Source organism: Streptomyces hebeiensis (genome assembly GCF_052983195.1).
On sequence record NZ_CM129812.1, the window covers coordinates 1,094,652 to 1,115,892 of the forward strand.

At 72.8% G+C, this 21,241-nt stretch carries 18 protein-coding genes, 3 pseudogenes and 1 riboswitch; of the genes and pseudogenes, 8 read left to right on the forward strand and 13 right to left on the reverse strand.

What is annotated here, in order from left to right; genetic code table 11:
• Positions 1–68 precede the first annotated feature (68 nt).
• Complete coding sequence (locus tag ACU6P3_RS04630) at positions 69–671, forward strand: uridine kinase family protein (RefSeq protein WP_447196044.1); 603 nt, start codon at positions 69–71, stop codon at positions 669–671.
• A 386-nt stretch (positions 672–1,057) separates the two neighbouring features.
• The gene (locus ACU6P3_RS04635) at positions 1,058–3,052 is read left to right on the forward strand and encodes an AAA family ATPase (RefSeq protein ID WP_447196045.1); all 1,995 of its coding nucleotides are present in this window, start codon (positions 1,058–1,060) and stop codon (positions 3,050–3,052) included.
• A 200-nt stretch (positions 3,053–3,252) separates the two neighbouring features.
• Here ACU6P3_RS04635 and ACU6P3_RS04640 read toward each other — a convergent pair whose 3' ends face one another.
• The 11 genes and pseudogenes from ACU6P3_RS04640 to ACU6P3_RS04690 form a co-directional block, all read right to left on the reverse strand.
• Positions 3,253–4,356, reverse strand: a complete 1,104-nt coding sequence (locus ACU6P3_RS04640) for a hemolysin family protein (protein ID WP_447196046.1) — start codon at positions 4,354–4,356, stop codon at positions 3,253–3,255.
• Positions 4,353–5,837 (reverse strand): hemolysin family protein, encoded by a 1,485-nt coding sequence (locus ACU6P3_RS04645; RefSeq protein ID WP_447196047.1) that lies wholly within the window; start codon positions 5,835–5,837, stop codon positions 4,353–4,355. The genes ACU6P3_RS04640 and ACU6P3_RS04645 overlap by 4 nt, the downstream gene beginning before the upstream one ends.
• A gap of 443 nt (positions 5,838–6,280) precedes the next feature.
• Positions 6,281–6,742, reverse strand: a pseudogene (locus ACU6P3_RS04650) (PH domain-containing protein); the annotation flags it as partial.
• Positions 6,743–6,905: 163 nt separating this feature from the next.
• Positions 6,906–7,754 carry an ATP phosphoribosyltransferase gene (gene hisG / locus ACU6P3_RS04655; protein WP_030757007.1) on the reverse strand — a complete coding sequence of 283 codons (849 nt, stop codon included), beginning with the start codon at positions 7,752–7,754 and terminating at the stop codon, positions 6,906–6,908.
• Positions 7,755–7,861: 107 nt separating this feature from the next.
• Positions 7,862–8,134 carry a phosphoribosyl-ATP diphosphatase gene (locus tag ACU6P3_RS04660; protein ID WP_344277509.1) on the reverse strand — a complete coding sequence of 91 codons (273 nt, stop codon included), beginning with the start codon at positions 8,132–8,134 and terminating at the stop codon, positions 7,862–7,864.
• 96 nt (positions 8,135–8,230) lie between these two features.
• Complete coding sequence (gene ribH, locus ACU6P3_RS04665; RefSeq protein WP_447197763.1) at positions 8,231–8,704, reverse strand: 6,7-dimethyl-8-ribityllumazine synthase; 474 nt, start codon at positions 8,702–8,704, stop codon at positions 8,231–8,233.
• An 85-nt stretch (positions 8,705–8,789) separates the two neighbouring features.
• Positions 8,790–10,067, reverse strand: coding sequence for a bifunctional 3,4-dihydroxy-2-butanone-4-phosphate synthase/GTP cyclohydrolase II (locus ACU6P3_RS04670; RefSeq protein WP_447196048.1), 1,278 nt, complete (start codon positions 10,065–10,067; stop codon positions 8,790–8,792).
• The gene (locus ACU6P3_RS04675) at positions 10,064–10,714 is read right to left on the reverse strand and encodes a nicotinamide mononucleotide transporter family protein (RefSeq protein ID WP_030756995.1); all 651 of its coding nucleotides are present in this window, start codon (positions 10,712–10,714) and stop codon (positions 10,064–10,066) included. Before ACU6P3_RS04675 ends, ACU6P3_RS04670 begins: the two co-directional genes overlap by 4 nt.
• Positions 10,711–11,319 (reverse strand): riboflavin synthase, encoded by a 609-nt coding sequence (locus ACU6P3_RS04680; protein ID WP_344277497.1) that lies wholly within the window; start codon positions 11,317–11,319, stop codon positions 10,711–10,713. The genes ACU6P3_RS04675 and ACU6P3_RS04680 overlap by 4 nt, the downstream gene beginning before the upstream one ends.
• Before the next feature lie 177 nt (positions 11,320–11,496).
• Positions 11,497–12,543: pseudogene (gene ribD, locus ACU6P3_RS04685) on the reverse strand (bifunctional diaminohydroxyphosphoribosylaminopyrimidine deaminase/5-amino-6-(5-phosphoribosylamino)uracil reductase RibD); the annotation flags it as partial.
• A 185-nt stretch (positions 12,544–12,728) separates the two neighbouring features.
• A riboswitch (FMN riboswitch) is annotated at positions 12,729–12,859 on the reverse strand.
• Positions 12,860–13,073: 214 nt separating this feature from the next.
• Positions 13,074–14,252 (reverse strand): ROK family transcriptional regulator, encoded by a 1,179-nt coding sequence (locus tag ACU6P3_RS04690; protein WP_447196049.1) that lies wholly within the window; start codon positions 14,250–14,252, stop codon positions 13,074–13,076.
• A 146-nt stretch (positions 14,253–14,398) separates the two neighbouring features.
• Between ACU6P3_RS04690 and ACU6P3_RS04695 the strand changes: the two genes are divergently transcribed.
• Positions 14,399–15,691 (forward strand): MFS transporter, encoded by a 1,293-nt coding sequence (locus tag ACU6P3_RS04695; protein WP_447196050.1) that lies wholly within the window; start codon positions 14,399–14,401, stop codon positions 15,689–15,691.
• Here the strand turns inward: ACU6P3_RS04695 and ACU6P3_RS04700 are convergent.
• Positions 15,648–16,004 (reverse strand): helix-turn-helix domain-containing protein, encoded by a 357-nt coding sequence (locus ACU6P3_RS04700; protein WP_447196051.1) that lies wholly within the window; start codon positions 16,002–16,004, stop codon positions 15,648–15,650. The two genes, ACU6P3_RS04695 and ACU6P3_RS04700, sit on opposite strands and share 44 nt — an antisense overlap.
• A gap of 489 nt (positions 16,005–16,493) precedes the next feature.
• Here ACU6P3_RS04700 and ACU6P3_RS04705 point away from each other — a divergent pair, with 489 nt between their 5' ends.
• From ACU6P3_RS04705 to ACU6P3_RS04715, 3 genes are read left to right on the forward strand one after another with little or no spacing between them, the layout of a single operon-like run.
• Positions 16,494–16,919 (forward strand): hypothetical protein, encoded by a 426-nt coding sequence (locus ACU6P3_RS04705; protein ID WP_447196052.1) that lies wholly within the window; start codon positions 16,494–16,496, stop codon positions 16,917–16,919.
• A complete protein-coding gene (locus ACU6P3_RS04710) occupies positions 16,916–17,257 on the forward strand; it encodes a transcriptional regulator (protein WP_030743084.1) in 342 nt (113 codons plus the stop codon). The genes ACU6P3_RS04705 and ACU6P3_RS04710 overlap by 4 nt, the downstream gene beginning before the upstream one ends.
• Positions 17,254–17,514, forward strand: a complete 261-nt coding sequence (locus ACU6P3_RS04715; protein ID WP_447198202.1) for a hypothetical protein — start codon at positions 17,254–17,256, stop codon at positions 17,512–17,514. The genes ACU6P3_RS04710 and ACU6P3_RS04715 overlap by 4 nt, the downstream gene beginning before the upstream one ends.
• Here ACU6P3_RS04715 and ACU6P3_RS04720 read toward each other — a convergent pair.
• A complete protein-coding gene (locus tag ACU6P3_RS04720) occupies positions 17,484–18,869 on the reverse strand; it encodes a uracil-xanthine permease family protein (RefSeq protein WP_447196053.1) in 1,386 nt (461 codons plus the stop codon). The two genes, ACU6P3_RS04715 and ACU6P3_RS04720, sit on opposite strands and share 31 nt — an antisense overlap.
• 161 nt (positions 18,870–19,030) lie before the next feature.
• Between ACU6P3_RS04720 and ACU6P3_RS04725 the strand changes: the two are divergent.
• Both ACU6P3_RS04725 and ACU6P3_RS04730 read left to right on the forward strand, forming a co-directional pair.
• Positions 19,031–19,489, forward strand: a pseudogene (locus ACU6P3_RS04725) (solute carrier family 23 protein); the annotation flags it as partial.
• A 570-nt stretch (positions 19,490–20,059) separates the two neighbouring features.
• The gene (locus ACU6P3_RS04730) at positions 20,060–20,989 is read left to right on the forward strand and encodes an LLM class F420-dependent oxidoreductase (RefSeq protein ID WP_447196054.1); all 930 of its coding nucleotides are present in this window, start codon (positions 20,060–20,062) and stop codon (positions 20,987–20,989) included.
• Positions 20,990–21,241 lie beyond the last annotated feature (252 nt).

Here is a 21,241-nt window from a genome sequence, read left to right on the forward strand (position 1 = left end):
GCCGGGGGACCAATATTGGTCTCGACCAGTGGCGTGACCTGCGGGCGGCGCCCCGTACCGTGGACCGCATGGACGATCTGACGGCGACGGCCGCGGCACTGCGTGCCCTGCCGCCCTCCTGCGGCCCGGTCCGGCTGATCGGCGTGGACGGTCACGCGGGCTCCGGCAAGTCCACCTTCGCGGCCCGGCTGGCGGCCGAGCTGGACGGCGCGCCGGTACTGCGACTGGACGACATCGCGACGCACGAAGAGCTGTTCGCCTGGACCGGACGGCTGTCGGCGCAGGTCCTCGAACCGCTCGCGCGCGGCGCGACCGCGCGCTACGCGCCGTACGACTGGACGCTGCGCCGCTTCCGCGCGCCCCGGACCCTGCCTCCCGCGCCCCTGGTCGTCATCGAGGGGGTGGGCGCCGGACGGCGGGCGCTGCGGCCCCGTCTCGCCCGGCTGCTGTGGATGGACCGCGGCGCCGAGGAGTCGTGGGCGCGGGGGCGCCGGCGTGACGGCCCCGGCCAGGCGGCCTTCTGGGACGGCTGGACACCGGCGGAGACGCGCCATTTCGCGACGGACCCGTCTCTGCCGTACGCGGATGCGCTGATACGGGAGCGCCAGGAGGGATACGAGGTTCTTCCGGGGCCCCTGACAACAGCAAGTACGGACCAAGCCATCACGTAACGTGACAGCGGGCGTGCCCCATACCGACCAGTCGGAAATCAACCCGGGAGAGTGGCCAACTCGGCTTGACCACGGGGCGGGACAGGTCTTACGTTCTCAATGTGCGGCTTTTCGGAGCCGCCGCGGACGCGAAGCCCCCGGTTGTTCCCCCGTGATCGGGGGCTTCGTTCTGCCTTTTTCGCCCCACCCACACCTCGGACCCCCCTGACACGCTCACCCTGGGTCACCGCCTCGAGTCCCTGCGGTGCCCTTATTCGCACACGCTCCGCGCAGGTACGATGCCTCTGGGTGCGGTCAATTCCCGTCCGCGAAAAGGTGGTTCAGCGCGCTGCCCGTGGGCGCCCGCCCGGCGGGACGTCACGGGGGCACGGTTTGTGGGGGACCTGATGGAAATCGGCACGCAGGGCACCGGAGCCCCCGCCGACCTCGCCTGGGTGCGCGGCGTGGACGCCTACACCATGGGGGCCTACCCCCAGGCGGAGGAGGAGTTCAGGACGGCGGTCCGGCTCGACGCCGGAATGGCCGACGGCTGGCTGGGGCTGCACGCGCTGCGCGTCGACACCACCTCCGCCCTGCTGCACATGTACCGCCACCGGGACCGCTTCGGCGAGCAGCGCTCCCGTCACCGGCGCACGCTCAACTCCTGGTACTGGCTGGGCTGGTGGGTCCAGCCGTTGCTGGAGAGCGGGCGCGACCTGCTGCTCGCGCACGCCTCGCACTGGCTGGACGGCCGGCACGTGCCGGAGCTGGACCGGGCGCTGGCGGGGCTGCCCCCCGTGGACGCCGACCCGCAGGTGCGCTTCCTGCACGCCTGCCGCGCCTATCTGGTCAAGGACTGGGAACAGTTGGTGCGCCACACGGACCCGCTCGCCGACGATCCGCTGCTGGGGATCGAGGCGGGACTGTTCGGCGGGATGGCGCGGGTCCGGCTGGAGATGTACGGGCAGGCGCTGCCCCTGCTGTCCACCGCGCTGATGCGCTGCCGCAGCGAGCAGCCCCAGCGCAAGGAGCTGCGCTACTGGCTGGCGCGGGCGCACGAGGGGACGGGGCGCAGCGCGGCGGCGCTGCCGCTGTACCGGGCGGTGCACCGGCTCGATCCCGCCTTCATGGACACGGCGGCCCGGCTCGCCGCGATCACGGACTCGGACGGCTACGAGGGCCCCGACGACCCCGGTCTGGCATCGGTGACGCTGGGGGGCTTCGGCCAGGAGATGATGGACGCGGTCGACGCGCAGGGCGATCTGGAGGGGCCTCCGGGGTCCGATGTCCTGCTGGGCGGTGAGGGCGGACCACCGCTCGGCGGCGGCGCGGCGCCGGTGGTGCCGGATCCGCCGACGCCCGGGCGGGACGCGCGCGACCCCCGGGAGCTGCGGGACGGGCGGGAGGTACGGGACGTGCGGGAGAAGGCCCCACCGCCCGTGCCCCCGCAGCCGGGGGTCCCGGTGCCGCTCCTGGGCCCGCGCTTCCCGGACGGCCCGACGGATCCGGAGCTGCTCGCCGAGGCGCTGGCGGAGCTGGAGCGGATGGTCGGCCTGGAGCCGGTGAAGCGCCAGGTCAAGGCGATCTCCGCACAACTGAACATGGCGCGGCTGCGGGCCGGGGAAGGACTGCCCGTCCAGCCGCCGAAACGTCACTTTGTCTTCTCCGGTCCGTCGGGCACCGGGAAGACCACGGTCGCGCGGATTCTCGGCCGGATCTTCTACGCGCTCGGCCTGCTGCACGGCGATCACCTGGTGGAGGCCCAACGGGCTGACCTGGTGGGCGAGTTCCTCGGCCAGACGGCGGTGAAGGCGAACGAGCTGATCGACTCGGCGATCGGCGGGGTGCTGTTCGTGGACGAGGCGTACAGCCTGTCCAACTCCGGCTACAGCAAGGGCGACGCGTACGGCGACGAGGCGCTCCAGGTGCTGCTGAAACGCGCCGAGGACAACCGCGACCACCTGGTGGTCATCCTGGCCGGATACCCGGAGGGCATGGACCGCCTGCTCGCCACCAACCCGGGCCTGTCGTCCCGTTTCACCAGCCGGGTGGACTTCCCGAGCTACCGGCCGCCGGAACTGACGGCCATCGGCGGTGTCCTGGCGGCGGAGAACGGGGACGTCTGGGACGAGGAGTCGGCGGACGAACTGCGCTCGATCAGCGGGCACGTGGTGGAGCAGGGCTGGATCGACGAGCTGGGCAACGGCCGCTTCGTCCGCACGCTGTACGAGAAGAGCTGCGCGTACCGGGACCTGCGCCTGTCCGGCTACCGAGGCGTCCCGACCCGCGACGACCTGGCGACCCTGCGCCTGCCGGACCTGATGCAGGCGTACGGCGAGGTACTGTCGGGCCGGGGCCCGGCGGACCGGGGACGCCGGACGGACCCCCCGCCGGAGGTCTGAGCGGGGCCCTGGGCCGGGTGTGAGACGTCCCGGGCCGGGGGCCGAGCTCATCGCGGTCGGCGACTTCGACGACAAGTCCGTCCGGCCCCGGAAGCGAGGGCGAGCCCACGGAGACGGGGCGGGCCCCGGAGAGGGGCCACGGCCCGAAACCGGAGTGAGCCCTCGGGGGCCGGGGCGGCCCGGCCCCCGAGGGCGGCGGCTCAGCCGGCCAGGACCTGGGTCGACCGGTCCTGCCGGCGCTGTTCGCCCACCAGGGGCGTCCGGGCGGCGGTCAGGCGGTGTGACGGGTCGCGGACCTCACCGACCAGCATCTCCAGCACGTCCTCCAGCGCCACCAGCCCGAGCACCCGGCCGGACGCGTCCGCGACCTGGGCCAGATGCGTCGCCGCGCGGCGCATCACGGTCAGGGCGTCGTCCAGCGGGAGTTCGGCCCGCAGCGTCGCCATCGGCCGCCACACGTGCTGCGGCACGGCCCGTTCGGCGGCCTCCAGGTCCAGCACGTCCTTCACGTGCAGGTAGCCCATGAAGGCCCCGCCGCCCTCCGCGCACACCGGGAAGCGCGAGTAGCCGGTGCGTACCGTCAGCTCCTCGATCTCCCGCGGGGAGACCGTCGGCTCCACCGTCACCAGGGACGCGCGGGTGAGCAGGACGTCGGTGACCGGGCGGCTGCCCAGCTCCAGCGCGTCCTCCAGCCGCTCCTGCGCCTCCGGCTCCAGCAGCCCGGCCTGGCCGGAATCCTCGACCAGCCGGTTGAGCTGATCGCTGGTGAAGACCGCCTCCACCTCGTCCTTGGGCTCGACCCGGAAGGCGCGCAGCACCACCCGGGCACAGGCACCGAGGCCGGCGGTCACCGGGCGGCACAGCCGGGCGAAACCGACCAGGCCGGGGCTGAGCCAGAGCGCGGTCTTCTCAGGCGCCGCCATGGCGAGGTTCTTCGGGACCATCTCCCCGATGACCAGGTGCAGGAAGACCACCACCGCGAGGGCTATGACATAGCCGAGCGGATGGATCAGCCCCTCGGGCACGTGCACCGCGTGGAAGACCGGTTCCAGCAGCCGCGCCACCGTGGGCTCGGCGACGGCGCCGAGCGTCAGCGAGCAGATGGTGATGCCGAACTGCGCGGCGGCCATCATCTGCGGCAGGTTCTCCAGCCCGTACAGGGCCTGTCTGGCGCGTGCGGAACCGAGGGCGGCGTGCGGCTCGATCTGGCTGCGCCGTACGGAGACGAGGGCGAACTCGGCTCCGACGAAGAATCCGTTGGCGAGCACGAGCAGGAGCGCGAAGGCGAGTTGGAGGGCGCTCATCGGGCGCCCTCCGCCACCGGGAGGGACTCGGCCGGCGCGGCGGGCCGTGAACCCGGCGGCACGCCGGGCCACCCGCCCTCCGACGCCTGCTCCGAGGTCTGCCCCGGTGTCCACTCCGCGGTCCGGTCCGAGGTCCGGTCCGGTGTACGCTCCACGGTTTCCACCGGGACGTCACCGGTCCGTACCAGCCGGACCCGTTCCGCCCGGTAGCGGTCCACCTGGCGTACGTACAGCCGCCAGCCGGGCAGTTCGGCCCGGTCGCCGGGGGCCGGGATACGGCCGAGGAGGTCGGCCACCAGGCCCGCCAGTGTCTCGTACGGCCCCTCGGGCGCCGCCAGGCCGATCCGGCGCAGCGTGAGGACCCGGCAGCTGCCGTCGGCCTCCCAGGCGGGCCGGCCGTCCTCGGGCGCGCCGGGAGCCAGTTCCGGCCGGCCGTCGGCCTCCGCGTCGTGCTCGTCGCGGACCTCGCCGACCAGTTCCTCGACGATGTCCTCCAGAGTCACGACCCCGGCCGTGCCGCCGTACTCGTCCACCACGACGGCTATGGGCTGCTCACTGCGCAGCCGCCCCAGCAGCTGCTGTACGGGCAGCGTCTCGGGGACCAGCAGCGCCGGAACCGCGATCCGGCCGGCCGGGGTGCGCAGCCGCTCCGCCACCGGCACCGCGAGCGCGTCCTTGAGGTGCACCATGCCCACGATCTCGTCGATGCGGTCCCGGTAGACCGGGAAGCGCGACAGACCGGTGGCTCGGGTCAGGTTCAGGACGTCCGCCGCGGTCGCTCCGGTCTGGAGGGCGCTCACCTTCACCCGGGGGGTCATCACGTGCTGCGCGGTGAGCCGGCCGAGGGAGAGGGTCCGGACGAACAGGTCGGCCGTGTCCTGTTCGAGCGCGCCGGCCCGCGCCGAGTGCCGGGCCAGGGAGACGAGCTCGCCGGGGGTGCGGGCCGAGGCGAGTTCCTCGGTCGGCTCGACGCCCAGCAGCCGCACCAGCCGGTTGGCGACGGCGTTGAGCAGGGTGATCACCGGACGGAAGACGGTGGAGAAGAGGTGCTGCGGGCCGGCCACGAACCGGGCGACCTGGAGCGGCTTCGAGACCGCCCAGTTCTTCGGTACGAGTTCGCCGATCACCATCTGGATCGCCGAGGCGAGCAGCATGCCGATCACGACGGCGATGCCGGAGACGGCACCGTCGGGCAGGCCGGTGGCCGAAAGCGGCCCGTCCAGCAACTGCGCGAGGGCCGGTTCGGCGAGCATGCCGACGACGAGCGAGGTGATCGTGATGCCCAGTTGGGTGCCGGAGAGCTGGAAGGACAGCTCCCGCAGGGAGGCCACGACGGTCCGGGCGCGCCGGTCACCGGACGCCGCGGCGCGCTCGGCGTCGGGCCGGTCGACGGTGACGAGGCCGAACTCGGCGGCCACGAAGAAGCCGTTGGCGAGGATCAGAAGGAAAGCTGCCACGAGCAGCAGGAGGGGGATGGTCATGCCGCCGCCTCCTCGGAGGGGGCGGCGCAGGTACTACCGGACGATCCGTCCATTGCTGGAGGGAGTCACTCCTCGGGTCGCAGGGGTCCCGCGGGCCGGTGAGCCGGCCGTCGTGTGCGGGAGGGGCGCACTCGGCGCCTCCGCACACCAGAGTAAACAAGACAGGCCCCGTCGGGCAGTGCCGTGGTCCGTCTCCTCGCGGGAGCGGACGCCGGGGTACGGAGGCCCGGCCACGCGGGGTGCCCGGGGAGCCCGGGCCCGGTCACCCGCCCGCCGACAGGCGCCGACGAGCCACGAGGACCGGACCGGGGCCACGGCCGGACGGGGTACGGAACGGGGCCGGTCCGGTGACGCGGTCAGGCGCCGGAGGTGCCCGGGGAGTCCGGCGTCTCCGGAGAGCCCGGGGAGTCCGAGGCCCCCGGGGCGGATGACTCGGTGCCCGATGACTCCGTGCCCGATCCCCGCGACTCCGTCAGCGCCCGCAGGGCCCTGGCGTCCCGGATAGCCCGCGCCTTGCCGATCCCCGGCTGGATGCCGAGGGCCGGCAGACTGCTGCCGTCACTGAGGTCGAGGAAGACCCAGGGATCGCCGGGACGCAGATTGACCCGCAGGATCTCCGCCCAGTCGAGCCGGCGGCTGCGCGTGATGTTGACCACGGTCACCCCCGCCTCGTCCGCGACCACCTTGGGCCGGCTGAGCAGCGCCAGGACGCCGAGGAAGAGCGCGGCGGTCAGGATGAAGCTCAGCCGCTCCCCCGGATTCAGCTTCTCCAGCAGCAACGCGACCGCCGTTATGACCGCGAACATGACCACTCCGACGGTCAGCAGCACGATCCGGGTACGGACCGGCCGGAAGGTGACCGGAAGCGCGGGCGCGGGAGCCGGCTGGGGCGCGGGGGCAGGCATGACTTCTCTTCCGTGCTGATGCCGCGCAGGCGGATGCGGCAGTCGGGTCGGGACGGCGGAACGGCGGGGCGGCGGAGGTGACGTGGGACGGCTGGGGCGACGGGCGGGACCGTGCCCGGGGCCCCGTGCCCGGTGGCCGCAGCCGTGGCCGGTTCTCGTCGGGTCAGAGTCGGCAGGCGTGGATCGCGGTGGTCAGGATGGCGCGGGCCCCCAGGTCGTAGAGGTCGTCCATGATCCGCTGCGCCTCCTTGGCGGGGACCATCGCGCGCACGGCGACCCAGCCCTTGTCGTGCAACGGGGACACGGTCGGTGACTCCAGTCCCGGGGTGAGGGCGACGGCGCGCTCCAGGTGCTCGGCGCGGCAGTCGTAGTCCATCATCACGTACGTACGCGCGACGAGCACGCCCTGGAGACGGCGCAGGAACTGACGCACCTTGGGCTCGTCCGCGTCCGCGCCGGTCCGGCGGACGACGACGGCCTCGGACGTCATGATGGGCTCGCCCACCACCTCCAGCCCCGCGTTGCGCAACGACGTGCCGGTCTCCACGACATCGGCGATGACCTGCGCCACACCGAGCTGGATGGCCGTCTCGACCGCCCCGTCGAGGTGGACGACGGACGCGTCGATGCCGTGGTCGGCGAGGTGCTGCGCGACGATCCCCTCGTACGAGGTGGCGACGGTCATCCCGCCGAAGTCCTCGACGCCGCCGGCCGTGCCGGGTTTGGTGGCGTAGCGGAAGGTCGAGCGGGCGAAGCCGAGCGGCAGGATCTCCTCGGCGTCGGCGCCGGAATCCCGCAGCAGGTCGCGGCCGGTGATGCCGATGTCGAGCTTGCCGGAGCTCACGTAGATGGCGATGTCACGGGGGCGCAGGTAGAAGAACTCGACCTCGTTCTCCGGGTCGACCAGGACGAGTTCCTTGGACTCCTTGCGCTGCTGGTAGCCGGCCTCATGGAGCATCGCCGACGCGGGGCCGGACAGTGAACCCTTGTTGGGAACGGCGATGCGCAGCATGAAAGGCATTCCTTTGTACGGAGACAGGTGAGTGCGGGTGTACGAGTACGTCGGGTGCGTGGGATGCGGTGGCGCGACCGGGGACGGCGGGGCGTACGTCGGATACGTCAGAGATGGGCGTACACGTCGTCGAGGGAGATCCCGCGCGCGACCATCATCACCTGGACGTGGTAGAGGAGCTGCGAGATCTCCTCGGCCGTGGCGTCCTTGCCCTCGTACTCGGCGGCCATCCACACCTCGGCCGCCTCTTCGACGACCTTCTTGCCGATGGTGTGTACGCCCTTGCCCACCAGTTCGGCGGTGCGGGACGTGGCGGGATCGCCGTCGGCGGCCTTCTGCTGGAGCTCGGCGAAGAGCTCCTCGAACGTCTTCTTGGACATGGTGTCGCCTACTTTACGCGGCTCGCCGAGGGCCCCTGCGCCAGGGCCCGCGCGCCGGCTCCGGGGGCCGGCGCGGGGCACGCGGCAGCACCCGGATCAGGCGACGGCCCGCAGCGCTGCCACGGTGGCGACGGCGGCGGTGACCGCCTCGTGGCCCTTGTCCTCGTGCGAGCCCGGCAGGCCCGCGCGGTCCAGGGCCTGCTCCTCGGTGTCGCAGGTCAGCACGCCGAAGCCGACGGGCACGCCGGTGTCGACGGAGACCTGGGTGAGGCCCTGGGTGACGCCCTGGCACACATAGTCGAAGTGCGGGGTGCCGCCGCGGATGACGACGCCGAGGGCGACGACGGCGTCGTAGCCACGCGCGGCGAGGACCCGGGCGGCGACCGGCAGTTCGAAACTGCCCGGCACGCGCACCAGGGCGGGGTCGTCGATGCCGAGATCGCCCAGGGCGCGCAGGGCGCCGTCGACGAGTCCGTCCATGATCTTCTCGTGCCACTGGGCCGCGATGACGGCGACCCGGAGGTCTCCGCAGTTCCGTACGGTCAGCTCGGGTGCGCCCTTGCCGCTCACGTCGTACCTCATCCACTCTCTCCGCCGTACCCGGCGGTGCTCGCGCGGTGCTCTTGGCGTCCGGTACCGGTTCGGCCGGACCGGGTCACTGGTTGCCGCAGACGGACACCTCGGCGGTGTCCAGCCACGGCAGGTCATGGCCCATCCGGTCACGCTTGGTGCGCAGGTACCGGAGGTTGTGCTCGCCCGCCTGTACGGGCATCGGCTCGCGTCCGGTGACCCGCAGGCCGTGCCGGAGGAGGGCGGCGGTCTTGTCGGGGTTGTTGGTCAGCAGGCGCAGGCTGCGCACCCCGAGGTCGCTGAGGATCCGCGCGCCCGCCGCGTAGTCACGGGCGTCCGCGGGCAGCCCGAGTTCGAGGTTGGCGTCGAGGGTGTCGTGGCCGCGTTCCTGGAGCTCGTACGCGCGCAGCTTGGACAACAGGCCGATGCCGCGGCCCTCGTGGCCGCGCAGGTAGACCACCACTCCGCGCCCGGCGGCGGCGACGCGCCGCATGGACTCCTCCAACTGCGGGCCGCAGTCGCAGCGCTGGGAGGCGAAGATGTCGCCGGTGAGGCATTCGGAGTGGACGCGGACCAGCACGTCCTCGCCGTCGCCGAGGTCCCCGTGGACGAGGGCGACGTGCTCGACCCCGTCGACCGTGGAGCGGTAGCCGTAGGCGGTGAACGCGCCGTGGGCCGTCGGCAGCCGGACCTCGGCCTCGCGGCGCACGGTCGGCTCCGCGCCGCGGCGGTAGGCGATCAGATCCTCGATGGAGATGATCGACAGGCCGTGCTTGCGGGCGAACGGGACCAGTTCGGGCAGGCGCAGCATCACGCCGTCCTCGCCGGCGATCTCCACGATCGCGCCGGCCGGGCGCAGCCCGGCGAGCCTGGCCAGGTCGACGGCGGCCTCGGTGTGCCCGTTCCGCGCGAGCACCCCGCCGGACCTGGCGCGCAGCGGGAAGACATGGCCGGGCCTGACGAGGTCGCTCGCCTCGGCCGCCCCCGAGGCGAGCAGCCGGAGCGTGGTGGCCCGGTCGGCGGCGGAGATCCCGGTGGTGACGCCGTGGGCGGGGCCCGCGTCGACGGAGACCGTGAAGGCGGTCCGCAGGGACTCGGTGTTGCGGCCGACCATCTGCGGCAGGTCGAGCCGGTCCAGCTCGGCGCCTTCCATGGGGGCGCAGATCAGGCCGCGGCACTCGCTCATCATGAAAGCGACGATCTCGGGGGTCACCTTCTCGGCGGCCACGACGAGGTCGCCCTCGTTCTCGCGGTCCTCGTCGTCCACGACGACGACCGGGCGGCCCGCCGCGATGTCGCGTACGGCCTGCTCCACGGGGTCGAGGGAGAACTCCCCCGCGGTGCCGGACGGTCGGGACGTCATGCTGCTGCTCCTTCCAGGGGCACCGCGGCGGCGCGGGACCGGAGCCACCAGTCGCGCATCCCCCACAGGACGAGGGCGAGGTAGACCACGTACACCAGGCCCGAGAAGGCCAGTCCGCTGCTGAAGGCGAGCGGTACGCCGACGATGTCGACCAGCAGCCAGGCGAACCAGAACTCGACCAGCCCACGGGCCTGGGCGACCATCGCGGCGAGCGTGCCGACGAAGATGTACGCGTCGGGCCAGGGGTTCCAGGACAGTTCGGGGACGGCGACGAACAGCCCGCCGACGGCGAGGGTGCCCACGGCCGTGCCGGCCAGCAGCACCACCCGCTCGCGCCCGCTCGCGAAGCGGACGGCGATCGAGCCGTCCTGGGCCTGCTGCCTGCCGCGCTGCCACTGCCGCCAGCCCCACAGGGCCACGCCGATGACGAGCAGTTGCTTGCCGACGCCCCCGCTGAGCTGGGCGGAGGCGTACGCGCCGACCAGGATGGCCCCGGACAGCAACTGGGCGGGCCAGGTCAGGATGGAGCGCCGCCAGCCGAGTGCCAGGGCCGCCAGGCCGATGACGTTGCCGATCATGTCGGACCACAGGATGTGCTGACCGACGGCCGTGAAGGCCTCGCCGTTCAGCCAGGACAGGACGCTCATCGGGAGGGCTCCCCGGCTCGGTCGCCGAGCATCCGCTCGACGTACTTCGCGATGACGTCGACCTCCAGGTTGACCGGGTCGCCCGGCCCCTTGAGACCGAGGGTGGTCAGCGCGAGGGTGGTGGGAATGAGGCTGATGGTGAAGTGCTCGGCTCCGGCCTCGACGACCGTGAGGCTCACGCCGTCGACGGTGATCGAGCCCTTCTCCACGACGTAACGGCTCAGCCCGGCGGGGAGGGAGACGGTGACGACCTCCCAGTGCTCGGACGGCTCACGCCCGACGATGGTGCCGGTGCCGTCGACGTGGCCCTGGACGATATGGCCGCCGAGCCGGCCGCCGACGGCCGTGGGCCGCTCCAGGTTGACCCGGGAGCCGGGCACGAGCGCGCCGAGGCTGGAGCGGTTCAGCGTCTCGGCCATCACGTCGGCGGTGAACTCGCCGTCCGCGAGGTCGACGACCGTCAGACAGACGCCGTTGACGGCGATGGAGTCGCCGTGCTTGGCGTTCTCGGTGACGAGGGGACCGCGCAGCCGGAAGCGGGAGGAGTCGCCGAGGTTCTCGACGGCGGCGACCTCACCCAGTTCTTCGACGATTCCGGTGAACACTCAACGCTCCTTCGTGGCGGGGCCGTCGGCGGGAACGCGGACGGCGGCGGCGACCTCGGCGGCCGGGCCGGGGACAGGGGACTTGGCTGCGGCGGACTCGGGCAGGGCGGCGGGCTCGGTGACGGGAGGCTCCGTGACGGCGGACTCCCGGGTGGCGGGTCGCGTGGCAGGGACCTCCGGCACGGCGGTGATCCTCACGTCGGTGCCGATCCGTACGGTCTCCGTCATACGGAGCCGCAACGCGTCGGCGAGGGTGGCGATTCCCGCGTCGGAGAGCGCCGCCGGGCCGGCGCCGAGCAGGACGGGGGCCAGGTAGCCGATGACCCGGTCGACCGCTCCCGCGGCGACGAAGGAGCCGGCCAGGGCCGGCCCTCCCTCGAGGAGCACGGAGCGCACGCCGCGCGCGTCCAGGGCGGCCAGCAGGGCCGGCACGTCGAGACCGCGGGCGGCGCGGGGCAGTCGTACCACCTCGGGCAGATGACCGGCGGCCCGGAGATCGGCGTCCTCGGCGACCGCGACGAGCGTGGCCGATGCGCCGTCCAGGATCCGGGCCCCGGGCCGCACGGCGGTGCCCTCGGTGTCCACGACGACGCGCAGCGGCTGGACGGCGTCCGGGACGCCCCGTACGGCGAGATGGGGGTCGTCGGTGCGGGCGGTGCCCGCACCGACGACGACCGCGTCGGCCTCGGCGCGCAGCCGGTGCGCATCGGCGCGCGACTCGGCGGAGGTGATCCAGCGGCTGGTGGCGTCGGCGGCGGCCGAGCGGCCGTCGAGGGTGGCCGCGTACTTCCAGGTCACGTGCGGGCGGCGCAGGCGTACGGAGGTGAGCCAGGCGACGTTGCCGGCCTCGGCCTCCTCGGCGAGCAGCCCCCGCTCCACCGCGACCCCGGCCGCGCGCAAGGTGCGGGCGCCGCCGCCCGCCCGGGGGTCCGGGTCGGCGACCGCGTAGACGACCCGGACCACACCCGCGTCGAGGAGCGCGCGGGAGCAGGGGCCGGTGCGGCCGGTGTGGTCACAGGGTTCCAGGGTGACGTACGCGGTGCCGCCACGGGCCCGTTCCCCCGCCGCCCGCAGGGCGTGGACCTCGGCGTGCGGCCCGCCGGCCCGCCGGTGGTAGCCCTCTCCGGCCGGCCGTCCCGCGCTGTCGAGGACGACGCATCCGACGACGGGATTGGGGCTCGTACGGCCCAGGCCGCGAGCGGCCAGCACGAGGGCCCGACGCATCGCGTCGGCGTCGGTCACGGTGTCCGCTTCGGTGGCCACCCGGGTCCTCCTGCCTCTTCGGGCACGGACTCCGGGGCCTGTCGATGACGACAGAATCAGCGGGAACGCATACGCCGGGACGCCGGGACCGACGATGTGGATCGTCCGAGGACGACCATCGACGGCGACGCACCTGCCACGGCCCGCCGCGCACTGCCTCCCATCCGGACTTTCACCGTCGGTCCAGGAATTTCACCTGGTCAACCGCCCACTGGATGCGGGCGGGTCGCGGACTGTAACCGCCGGTTCGGAATTACACCGACCCCGGAGTGCGCTGCTTCTGGTACGGGACCAGTCTGCCACGGCTGATCGTCGGCCATCCGGGGCAGGGATGTGTCCTGTCTCACAGAACGGCGGGATCCGGGGCCGCACCGGGCCCACCGCGGGGCGGCGCCCGGAGCGGACTTCGGGGGCCGATCGGGCGACGCGCGGGGCCCGGCGCCCGTGATCCTCACCGCCGCGGCCGGATCGGCCCTCCGTGGTGAAGTCGCTCACACGTCCCCGGCGAACAGCGCGTCCTGCGCCGCCTCACGGGCCGTCAGCAGCGCGCCCCGCAGGACCGCCGCGCCGCCCAGCGCGCTCGCCCTGACCTCCGTGCGCAGCGGCGACAGCGCGGCGAGCCGGGTCTCGGTACGGGACGCCAGGGCCGCCCCGCCCGCCTGGCCCATCTCACCGCCCAGGACGATCCGGCCGGGGTCGAGCACCGCGCTCACCGCCGCCGCGCCGAGCGCCAGCCGGTCGGCCAGGGCGTCGAGGAACTCGCCGGGGGCCGCCCCCCGCCCCGCGACGGCCGCCCGGACAAGCGCGGCGGACGGCGGCTCGGCCGCCACCGGCACCGCCTTGACCCCGTACCGCTCCGCGAGCGCGCTCACCGCCCCCGAGCCCGCCAGCGAGTGAAAGCCACCGTCGCAGGCGACCGCCGAGGGCAGTCGCGAGGTGCCGGGGACGGGCAGGAAGCCGATCTCGCCCGCGCCGCCCGAGGCCCCTCGGCGCAGCTTCCCGTCGAGCACGAGGGCCGCCCCCACGCCGTGGCCGAGCCAGAGCAGGACGAAGGTGTCCGGGCCGTGCGCCGCTCCCAGCCGGGCCTCCGCGAGCGCGGCCAGATTGGTCTCGTTCTCCACCAGGACGGCCGCCGCCAGCCGCTCCTGGAGCGCCCCGACGAGCCGGCGGTGCCAGGCGGGCAGGCCCGAGGTGTCGCGCAGCTCGCCGGTGACCGGGTCGACCAGTCCGGGCGCGCCGATGCCCACACTGTGCAGCCGGCTCGCGCCGGCTTCGCGGACCGTCCGTTCCAGCAGGGTCGCGACCCGCTCCACGGCCGTCTCGGTGGCGGTGTCGCCGCCGACGGGAGAGGCGGCCTCCGCCAGGGTGGTGCCCAGCAGGTCGGCGACGACGACGGCGACGCCGTCCGTCCGTACGTCGAGGGCGGCGAGGTGCGCGCGATCGGCGACGATCCCGTACAGCCGGGCGTTGGGGCCCCGGCGCCGGCCCCCCGCCTCACCCACCACCCTGACCAGCCCCGAGTCCTGGAGCCGGTCCACCAGATCGGCGACGGTGGGGCGGGAGAGCCCGGTGAGCGAGGTCAGCTGTCCTGCCGTCAACGGGCCCTCCCGGAGCAGGCGCAGGGCCAGCCGGTCGTTGATGGCCCGGGCGGTGCTCGGGGATGCGGCCATGCCGGGATCCTTCCAGAAGGGCCGAGCGGAGTCTATTTATCAGGAAGGGTTCCTGATAGTTTACTGCAGCCGCTGACGGCTGCGGCAGCGGCGGCACCGGCGAGGTGTCCGCCGGTAGGGGCAGTCTCTCGGGAAGGTCGGGGCCGATGCCGGCTGAAGAGGTCGCTGGGGAGTTCGCCGGAAAGCCCGGTGGACCCGATGGACGTGACGGAAAGACCGCCGGGGCCGCCGGAGGCGTCCACGACAAGCGGCGGTGGGGGCGCGCCCGGGTCGCGATCGCCCTCGTTTTCTGTGTGCACGGCTCGGTGACCGGCAGCTTCGCCACCCGGATCCCCTGGATCCAGGACCACACCGGCGTCAGCGCGGGCCAGCTCGGACTGGCGCTCGCCTTCCCCGCGCTGGGGGCCTCGGTGGCGATGCCGCTGGCCGGGGCGATCAGCCACCGCTTCGGGGCGCGCACGGCGCTGCGCGTCCTGCTCGCCCTGTGGACCCTCGCGCTGACGCTGCCGTCGCTCGCCCCCGATCTGGTGCTGCTGTGCGCGGCGCTGTTCCTGTACGGCGCCTCCTCGGGCCTGTCCGACGTGGTGATGAACGCCATCGGGGTGGAGGTCGAGAACCGGCTCGCCAAATCGATCATGTCCGGCCTGCACGGCATGTGGAGCGCGGGCGCGCTGATCGGCTCCGCGGCCGGCACGCTCGCCGCGCACCTGGGCAGCGACGCGCGCCTGCACCACGCGCTCGCGGCCGCCGTGCTCACGGCGGCCGGGCTGGCCGCCTGCCAGGCGGTCCCGGAGGTGCGCGGCACACGGGACGAGGAACCGCCGCCCCGGTTCGCGCTGCCGCCGAAGTCCGCGGTGCTCATCGGCGCGGTCGGCTTCTGCGCGGTCTTCGCGGAGGGCGCGAGCCTGGACTGGTCGGCGGTCTACCTGCGGGACGCGCTGGACACCTCGGCCGGGCTCGCGGCGGCCTCGACCACGGCGTTCGCGCTGACCATGGCGGTGGCGCGGCTCGTGGGCGACCGGGTCGTCGACCGGTTCGGCGCCGTACGCGCCGTACGCGTGGGCGGGGCACTGGCGACGGCGGGCGGGGCGATGGTGGTCGCGGCGCCGCATCCCGCGGTCGCCATGGCGGGCTTCGGGTTCATCGGGCTCGGGGTGGCCGTGGTCGTCCCGCTCGCGTTCGCCGCGGCGGGCCGGGCGGGCCCGAACCCGAGCCAGGCCATCGCAGGCGTCGCCACCATCACGTACACCTCGGGCCTGATCGCGCCCTCGGCGATCGGCGCGGTCGCGAACGCGACGTCGCTGGTGGTCTCCTTCGGGCTGGTGACCCTGCTGGCCTGCGGGCTGATGGTGGGTGCCGGGGCGCTGCGCGCGGGTGACCGGCGCGCGGCCCCGGTCACCACGGGCGAGCCCGCCCCGGCGGCGGACCCGACGACCTGAGCCACGGCCGCGGGTTCCCGCCGCGCGGGCCCACGGTGCGGTACGGGCTTTGACGCCGCACGGGCCGCCGGGCCGTACGGGCTGCGCGCCGAGCCGCCCGGCCAGATCGCGGCTCTCGGTTACCGTCGACGATCCCGGTCTTGCCGACGGCGCCGAGGTGGTCGACGACCTCGCAGCGCACTCCGGGGCTGACGGCGCAGCCTCGCTCGGCGAGCAGGGGCCGCACCCCGCCGATTGCGCGGACGACGGTGGAGCGGTCCACGCCGAACCAGCAGGCCAGTACGTCATGGGTGGTCGCGTGTCGGAGGTGCACGAGGGTGGCCAGGAGTCGGTCGACGAAGACCAGCCGGTGTTTCGCGCCGCGCCCACGGTCCGCTTCCGTGGCCCGGCCACACGCCGGGCCGGGTGGCGTTCATGCCGCAACAGGTCCGGCTCAGCCACGAGTTCGGCAATCGGCCGACAGTCCTGTGATCCTCCGGTCGCTGGTGATCGTTTCACGAGAGGCGTTCCCCACCACACGACCATGATCGACGATCAGGAACCCGACGCGTCACCGTTACGGCACACGCACTTGCAAGGGTTGTCCCGTGATCCCCGGCGGGCGCACGACGACAGCCACGGCACCTCGCCGGATTGTCGCAACGCCCGCGTACATCCAGGATGCGGGCACCCCTCCGCCGTGCGAAGCAGCGCATCTGACGGCGCCTGCTGATCCACCGGGGATTACGGGACAGGCCTCAGACAGCGAGGAGCCCTGGTGCGGCGAGTTGACCGTCAACTTTACCGCCTTTAAAGTACATTCATGATTAGCAATCACATCTCTGCGGACGAAGCGGCGGCGTGTGTCGCCGCCGGTGAGAAGGCCGGCGCTGAGGCTCGTCGCGCGACCCGCTGGTTCCCGGTGTTCGTGGGCCTGCAGGCGGGGTTTGCGCTCGCGTTCACCTTCGCGGTCGATGTCCTCCACGTGTACTACTGGACGGCGTTCGGGCTCCTGTCGCTGGGCTCGATCTCGATCTGGACGATCGCACTGAGGAATCAGGTCTCCGCGCCTCGCAACGGTCTGCGGAACATGCAGATCGCGGTGGCGACATGGTTCGCGCTCTACACCCTGATGCTCGATCCGGCTCTTCAGCTCGTCGGAGCGACCCGGCCGTGGTGGTGGATGCTCGCCGGTGTCATCGCCGTCAGCCCGATCGTGGCGTGCCTCTTCGCGAGCTCCAGGCGATGAGCCACCCACGCAAGGACCTCGACTCGCTCATCCACTCGCCCGTGAGATTCTCGCTGCTGGCGGCGCTGCGGAACCTCGAAGACGTCGACTTCCGGTTCCTCGCCGACCTGCTGGAGGTCAGTGACTCCACGCTCTCCCAGACGCTGACCGTGCTGTCGGATGCCGGGCTGGTCACGGTGCGAAAGGAGCCGGTGGGGCGCCGCACCCGCACCTGGGTCGGCATCACCGACACCGGACGCGACGCGTTCGCGCATCACCTGGCCACTTTGCAGGCCATCGTCGATTCCGGCACCGGCACCGCCGCGGCAGCAGACCCCGAACGGAGGGCCACGACGTGACCACCTCCGCCGGCCTCGCGACACCGGATGACCTCGGCCCTGCGGCCGATGCACTCGCTGCGAGGTTCGGCGGTCACGGCCTGCAGACCCCGCCCGGCCTCATACATCACAGCGACAAGGACTCTCACTACACCAGCCTGACGTTCGGTCAGCGATGCGACGCGGCGGCGATCCGGCCCTCTACCGGCCGTACCGGCTCGGTCGGCATCGTAGTCCCCGGCGGCAATTACCGGGCGCTACTGGCGCCCTTGTCGTAGTCGGTGGTGCCGCCGTCCAGGAGGGGAGGCTGCTGGGTTCCGGCGGCCTTCGAAAGCCAGCGCAGGGCGTGGTAGCCGGTCAGAACTATGAGCGTGCCCAGCGCGATGCCGGACAATTCGAAGTTGTCGGTGAACTTCAACGAGACACCGCCGATGCCGATGATGACGCCGGCTGCGGTCGGCACCAGATTGAGGGGCTGGGAGAAGTCGACCTTGTTGCGAACCCAGATCTGCGCACCAAGCAGCCCGATCATCCCGTAGAGAATCACCGTGATCCCACCGAGAACCCCGCCGGGGATGGCCGCGACGACGGCGCCGAACTTCGGGCATAGCCCGAACAGCAGCGCGAAGCCCGCGGCGGCCCAGTACGCGGCGGTGGAGTAGACGCGGGTCGCGGCCATCACACCGATGTTCTCCGCATACGTGGTCGTCGCGGGTCCCCCGACCGCGGTGGACAGCATGGTCGCCGCGCCGTCCGCGGCAATGGCCCGGCCCATCTGGTCATCCAGCGGATCCCCCGTCATCTCACCGACCGCCTTGACGTGCCCCGCGTTCTCGGCGATGAGCGCTACCAGGACGGGCAGGGCGACCAGGATCGCCGAGGCGGAGAAGTTCGGGGCGTGGAAGGTGGGCACGCCGATCCATTCGGCATTGGAAACCCCGGAGAAGTCGATCCGCCAGTGATCGGTGATCTTGCCTGACCCGTCCGCCGAATGAATCTTGCCCAGGGTCTTGTCGAAGATCCAGGACAGGCCGTACCCGAAGACCAGGCCCAGGAAGATTGCGATGCGGGCCCAGAAGCCGCGCAGCACCACCAGGGCAAGGCCGGTGAACAACATGGTGGCCAGCGCCGTCCACTGGTCCTGGGGCCAGTATGTGGAAGCTGTCACCGGGGCCAGGTTGAAACCGATGAGCATGACCACCGCGCCGGTCACCGCAGGCGGCAGCACCGCATGGATCACCCGGGCGCCCAGTACATGGATGGCGATGCCGCACCCGGCCAGACACGCACCGACCACCAGCAGGGCGCCCGTCAAGGTGCCGGCATCCCCGCCCTGGCTCGCGATGACTGCGGACACGCCCACGAAGGACAGCGAAGAGCCCAGGTAGCTGGGAATACGGCCACGGGTCATCAACAGGAACAGCGCCGTCGCCACCCCTGACGCCATCAGCGCCAGGCTCGGATCCAAGCCCATAAGGATCGGGGCGACGAAACACGCGCCGATCATCGAAACGACGTGCTGGGCACCCAAGCCGATGGTGCGCCCCCAGGACAGACGCTCATCGGGCCTGACGACCTCGCCCGGCCGCAGGTGCTTGCCATCGCCGTGCAGCTTCCACCCGACGCCCGCCATTATCACTCTCCGCTTTCCCATGGCCCGCACGCCGCGGAGCCGAGGTGATTAATAGCCGAACACCCTCATCGAGACAAACCGAGTCAGTCGACGCATTGCGTGTGGCGCTCGGCTGGCCTCCGTCAACCCTGGGCCTCGGACCGCCCAATCATGCCGGCAGGCTGACCAGCAGGCGGCATGGTCTCGCTCAACACAGGACGTACGGCCCCGATGCAGCCGGCCAAGCGCATCGAAACTCCCCCACCGACCTCGGTCCGGCTGCGCCCCGTCAGCACGACACAGGCGCCTACCACCGTACGGCGCCGCAAGCGTGGCCTCGTTTACATTCGCGTCTCCATCGCCCCTCCCGACGTGATCAGTCCGGAACTCCGGATCGGGCATGGAGCTGGCCGTGTATGGTCGGAGCCACATTCGTGGCCCCGGTCCTCATCGGCCTCGACCCGAACCTCGCGATCATGATGTCCGGTGTCGCGACCATCATCTTCCTGCTGGCGACGCGCGGCCGGGTGCCGAGTTGCCTGGGCTGTTCGCTCTCGTTCGTCGGGGTCGCGGCCACGATCCGGACCTCGGGCGGCGACAGCGCCACCGTCACCGGGGCGGTCCTCGTCGTTTGCGCCGTGCACGTACGACACGGAAGACACCGACGACGCGGGCGATACGGGCGATACGGGACCGCGGACCGGCCCGGAGGGGAACGGGGGAGGCGGCACGGGAGAACGGCGCCGTCAGCCGCTGTCCGGCCACCGTACGGCGGGCCCGCGCTCGCGTGACGCGACGGGGTCCGGCCCGGCGAGACGCGGTACGCCGGGCCCCGCCGTTTCCCGCGCGCGGCCCCGGCGACACCGGGCGGCCCGGCGTCGCGCGGGCGATCGCCGTTCCCCGCGCGCGGACTCAGCCCGTCACCGGCGTGTAGGCGTATTCCGGCGCGAACGTCCCCGCCGCGCCCTCGCACCCGCCCGACTCCCCCCGCAGCTCGACCCACCACAGCAAGGCGTCGATCCGCCGCCTCGCCCGTGTCGGTCGTCGGCGCCCGGCCCGCCGGACCGCACCACCGGCCGTTCGCCGGGCGAGGATGGGAGCGGCCGGATCCAGCCGGTCACGCCCCCACCGGCACCACAAAAGGTTGATGAATTAACTACTGCTGTGCTTACGGTGGTTCCCCGACCCGTCCGCCACGAAGGAGTGCACGCATGCCGGTCACACTCGGTCTCGGTCTTCCGCAGTTGAAGCACCACGTCCTCGGCCGCGACGTGGCCGCCGTGGCGCGCGCCGCGGAAGAGACCGGTTACGAGAGTCTGTGGGTCTTCGAACGCGTCCTCTTCCCCGAGCCCGCCACCCAGGGCCTGTTCGGTGTGCCGGGCGTCCCGTGGCCCGACACGTACCGCAGTGTGGCGGACCCGCTGGTCACGCTGACGCTGGCCGCGGCGGCCACCGAACGGGTCCGGCTCGGCACCAGCGTCCTGATCGCGCCGTTGCACGTCCCGTTCCAACTGGCCCGGACGCTCGCCTCGCTGGACGCGGCGAGCGGCGGCCGGGTGGTCGCCGGTTTCGGCACGGGCTGGTCGCACGACGAGTACGCCGCCGCCTCCGTCGCCCCGTTCGACAAGCGCGGCGCGGTGCTGGACGAACTGCTGGACGTGTGCGCGGCCGTGTGGGGGCCGGACCCGGTCTCGTACACGGGCGAGCTGACCACCATCGCCCCGTCCGAGGTGGGCCCCAAGCCGGCCCGGCCCATCCCGGTCCTCCTCGCCGCAGCCGGCCCGCGCGCCAAACGCCGGCTGGTGGACCGGGCGGACGGCTGGATGCCGGTGGCCATGGGGGCGCGGGAACTGACCCGGGAGTGGCGGCACCTGCGCGAACTGGCCGAGGAACGGGGCAGGACGAGGCCGCTCGACGCCTGCGTCCGCATCAACGCGCAGTACAGCGCGAAGCCGTACGAGGGCGACGGCCGGCAGCCCTTCCAGGGCAGTGTGGCCCAGATCGTCGAGGACCTGGTGGCGCACGCGGAGTCCGGCGTCCCCGGATTCCTGCTGGACGTCCAGACCACGACCCGGGACGCGGCCGAACTGATCGACGTGGCGGCCGAGGTGTACACGGCTGCGCGCGCGGCGGGCGTGTGACGGACGGCCCGCAGCCCCGTGTACGCGGGGCCGGCGCCCGGCGGCAGAGATCCCCGGCCCACACGGACCGGGGATCTCCGTGTCTACGGTTTCAGGTTGACTTTGCTGGCCGTGAAGCAGTTGCGGTCCTTGTGCTGGGACTCCTGCGTGGTCGCTGGGCCCGTGCGGACTGGTATGACGACGCCCGCGCCCGGCTGCGCTCCGCGTCCCTCACCCGCACCCTGCGCACGCCGCTGTTACCACTGGACGGTC

Bases quoted from the DNA above. Each gene is read 5' to 3' on its own strand.
- ACU6P3_RS04630 (WP_447196044.1), top strand. From the start codon at position 69: ATGGACGATCTGACGGCGACGGCCGCGGCACTGCGTGCCCTGCCGCCC.
- ACU6P3_RS04635 (WP_447196045.1), top strand. From the start codon at position 1,058: ATGGAAATCGGCACGCAGGGCACCGGAGCCCCCGCCGACCTCGCCTGG.
- ACU6P3_RS04640 (WP_447196046.1), bottom strand. From the start codon at position 4,356: ATGAGCGCCCTCCAACTCGCCTTCGCGCTCCTGCTCGTGCTCGCCAAC.
- ACU6P3_RS04645 (WP_447196047.1), bottom strand. From the start codon at position 5,837: ATGACCATCCCCCTCCTGCTGCTCGTGGCAGCTTTCCTTCTGATCCTC.
- hisG (WP_030757007.1), bottom strand. From the start codon at position 7,754: ATGCTGCGCATCGCCGTTCCCAACAAGGGTTCACTGTCCGGCCCCGCG.
- ACU6P3_RS04660 (WP_344277509.1), bottom strand. From the start codon at position 8,134: ATGTCCAAGAAGACGTTCGAGGAGCTCTTCGCCGAGCTCCAGCAGAAG.
- ACU6P3_RS04670 (WP_447196048.1), bottom strand. From the start codon at position 10,067: ATGACGTCCCGACCGTCCGGCACCGCGGGGGAGTTCTCCCTCGACCCC.
- ACU6P3_RS04675 (WP_030756995.1), bottom strand. From the start codon at position 10,714: ATGAGCGTCCTGTCCTGGCTGAACGGCGAGGCCTTCACGGCCGTCGGT.
- ACU6P3_RS04690 (WP_447196049.1), bottom strand. From the start codon at position 14,252: ATGGCCGCATCCCCGAGCACCGCCCGGGCCATCAACGACCGGCTGGCC.
- ACU6P3_RS04695 (WP_447196050.1), top strand. From the start codon at position 14,399: ATGCCGGCTGAAGAGGTCGCTGGGGAGTTCGCCGGAAAGCCCGGTGGA.
- ACU6P3_RS04705 (WP_447196052.1), top strand. From the start codon at position 16,494: ATGATTAGCAATCACATCTCTGCGGACGAAGCGGCGGCGTGTGTCGCC.
- ACU6P3_RS04710 (WP_030743084.1), top strand. From the start codon at position 16,916: ATGAGCCACCCACGCAAGGACCTCGACTCGCTCATCCACTCGCCCGTG.
- ACU6P3_RS04720 (WP_447196053.1), bottom strand. From the start codon at position 18,869: ATGGCGGGCGTCGGGTGGAAGCTGCACGGCGATGGCAAGCACCTGCGG.
- ACU6P3_RS04730 (WP_447196054.1), top strand. From the start codon at position 20,060: ATGCCGGTCACACTCGGTCTCGGTCTTCCGCAGTTGAAGCACCACGTC.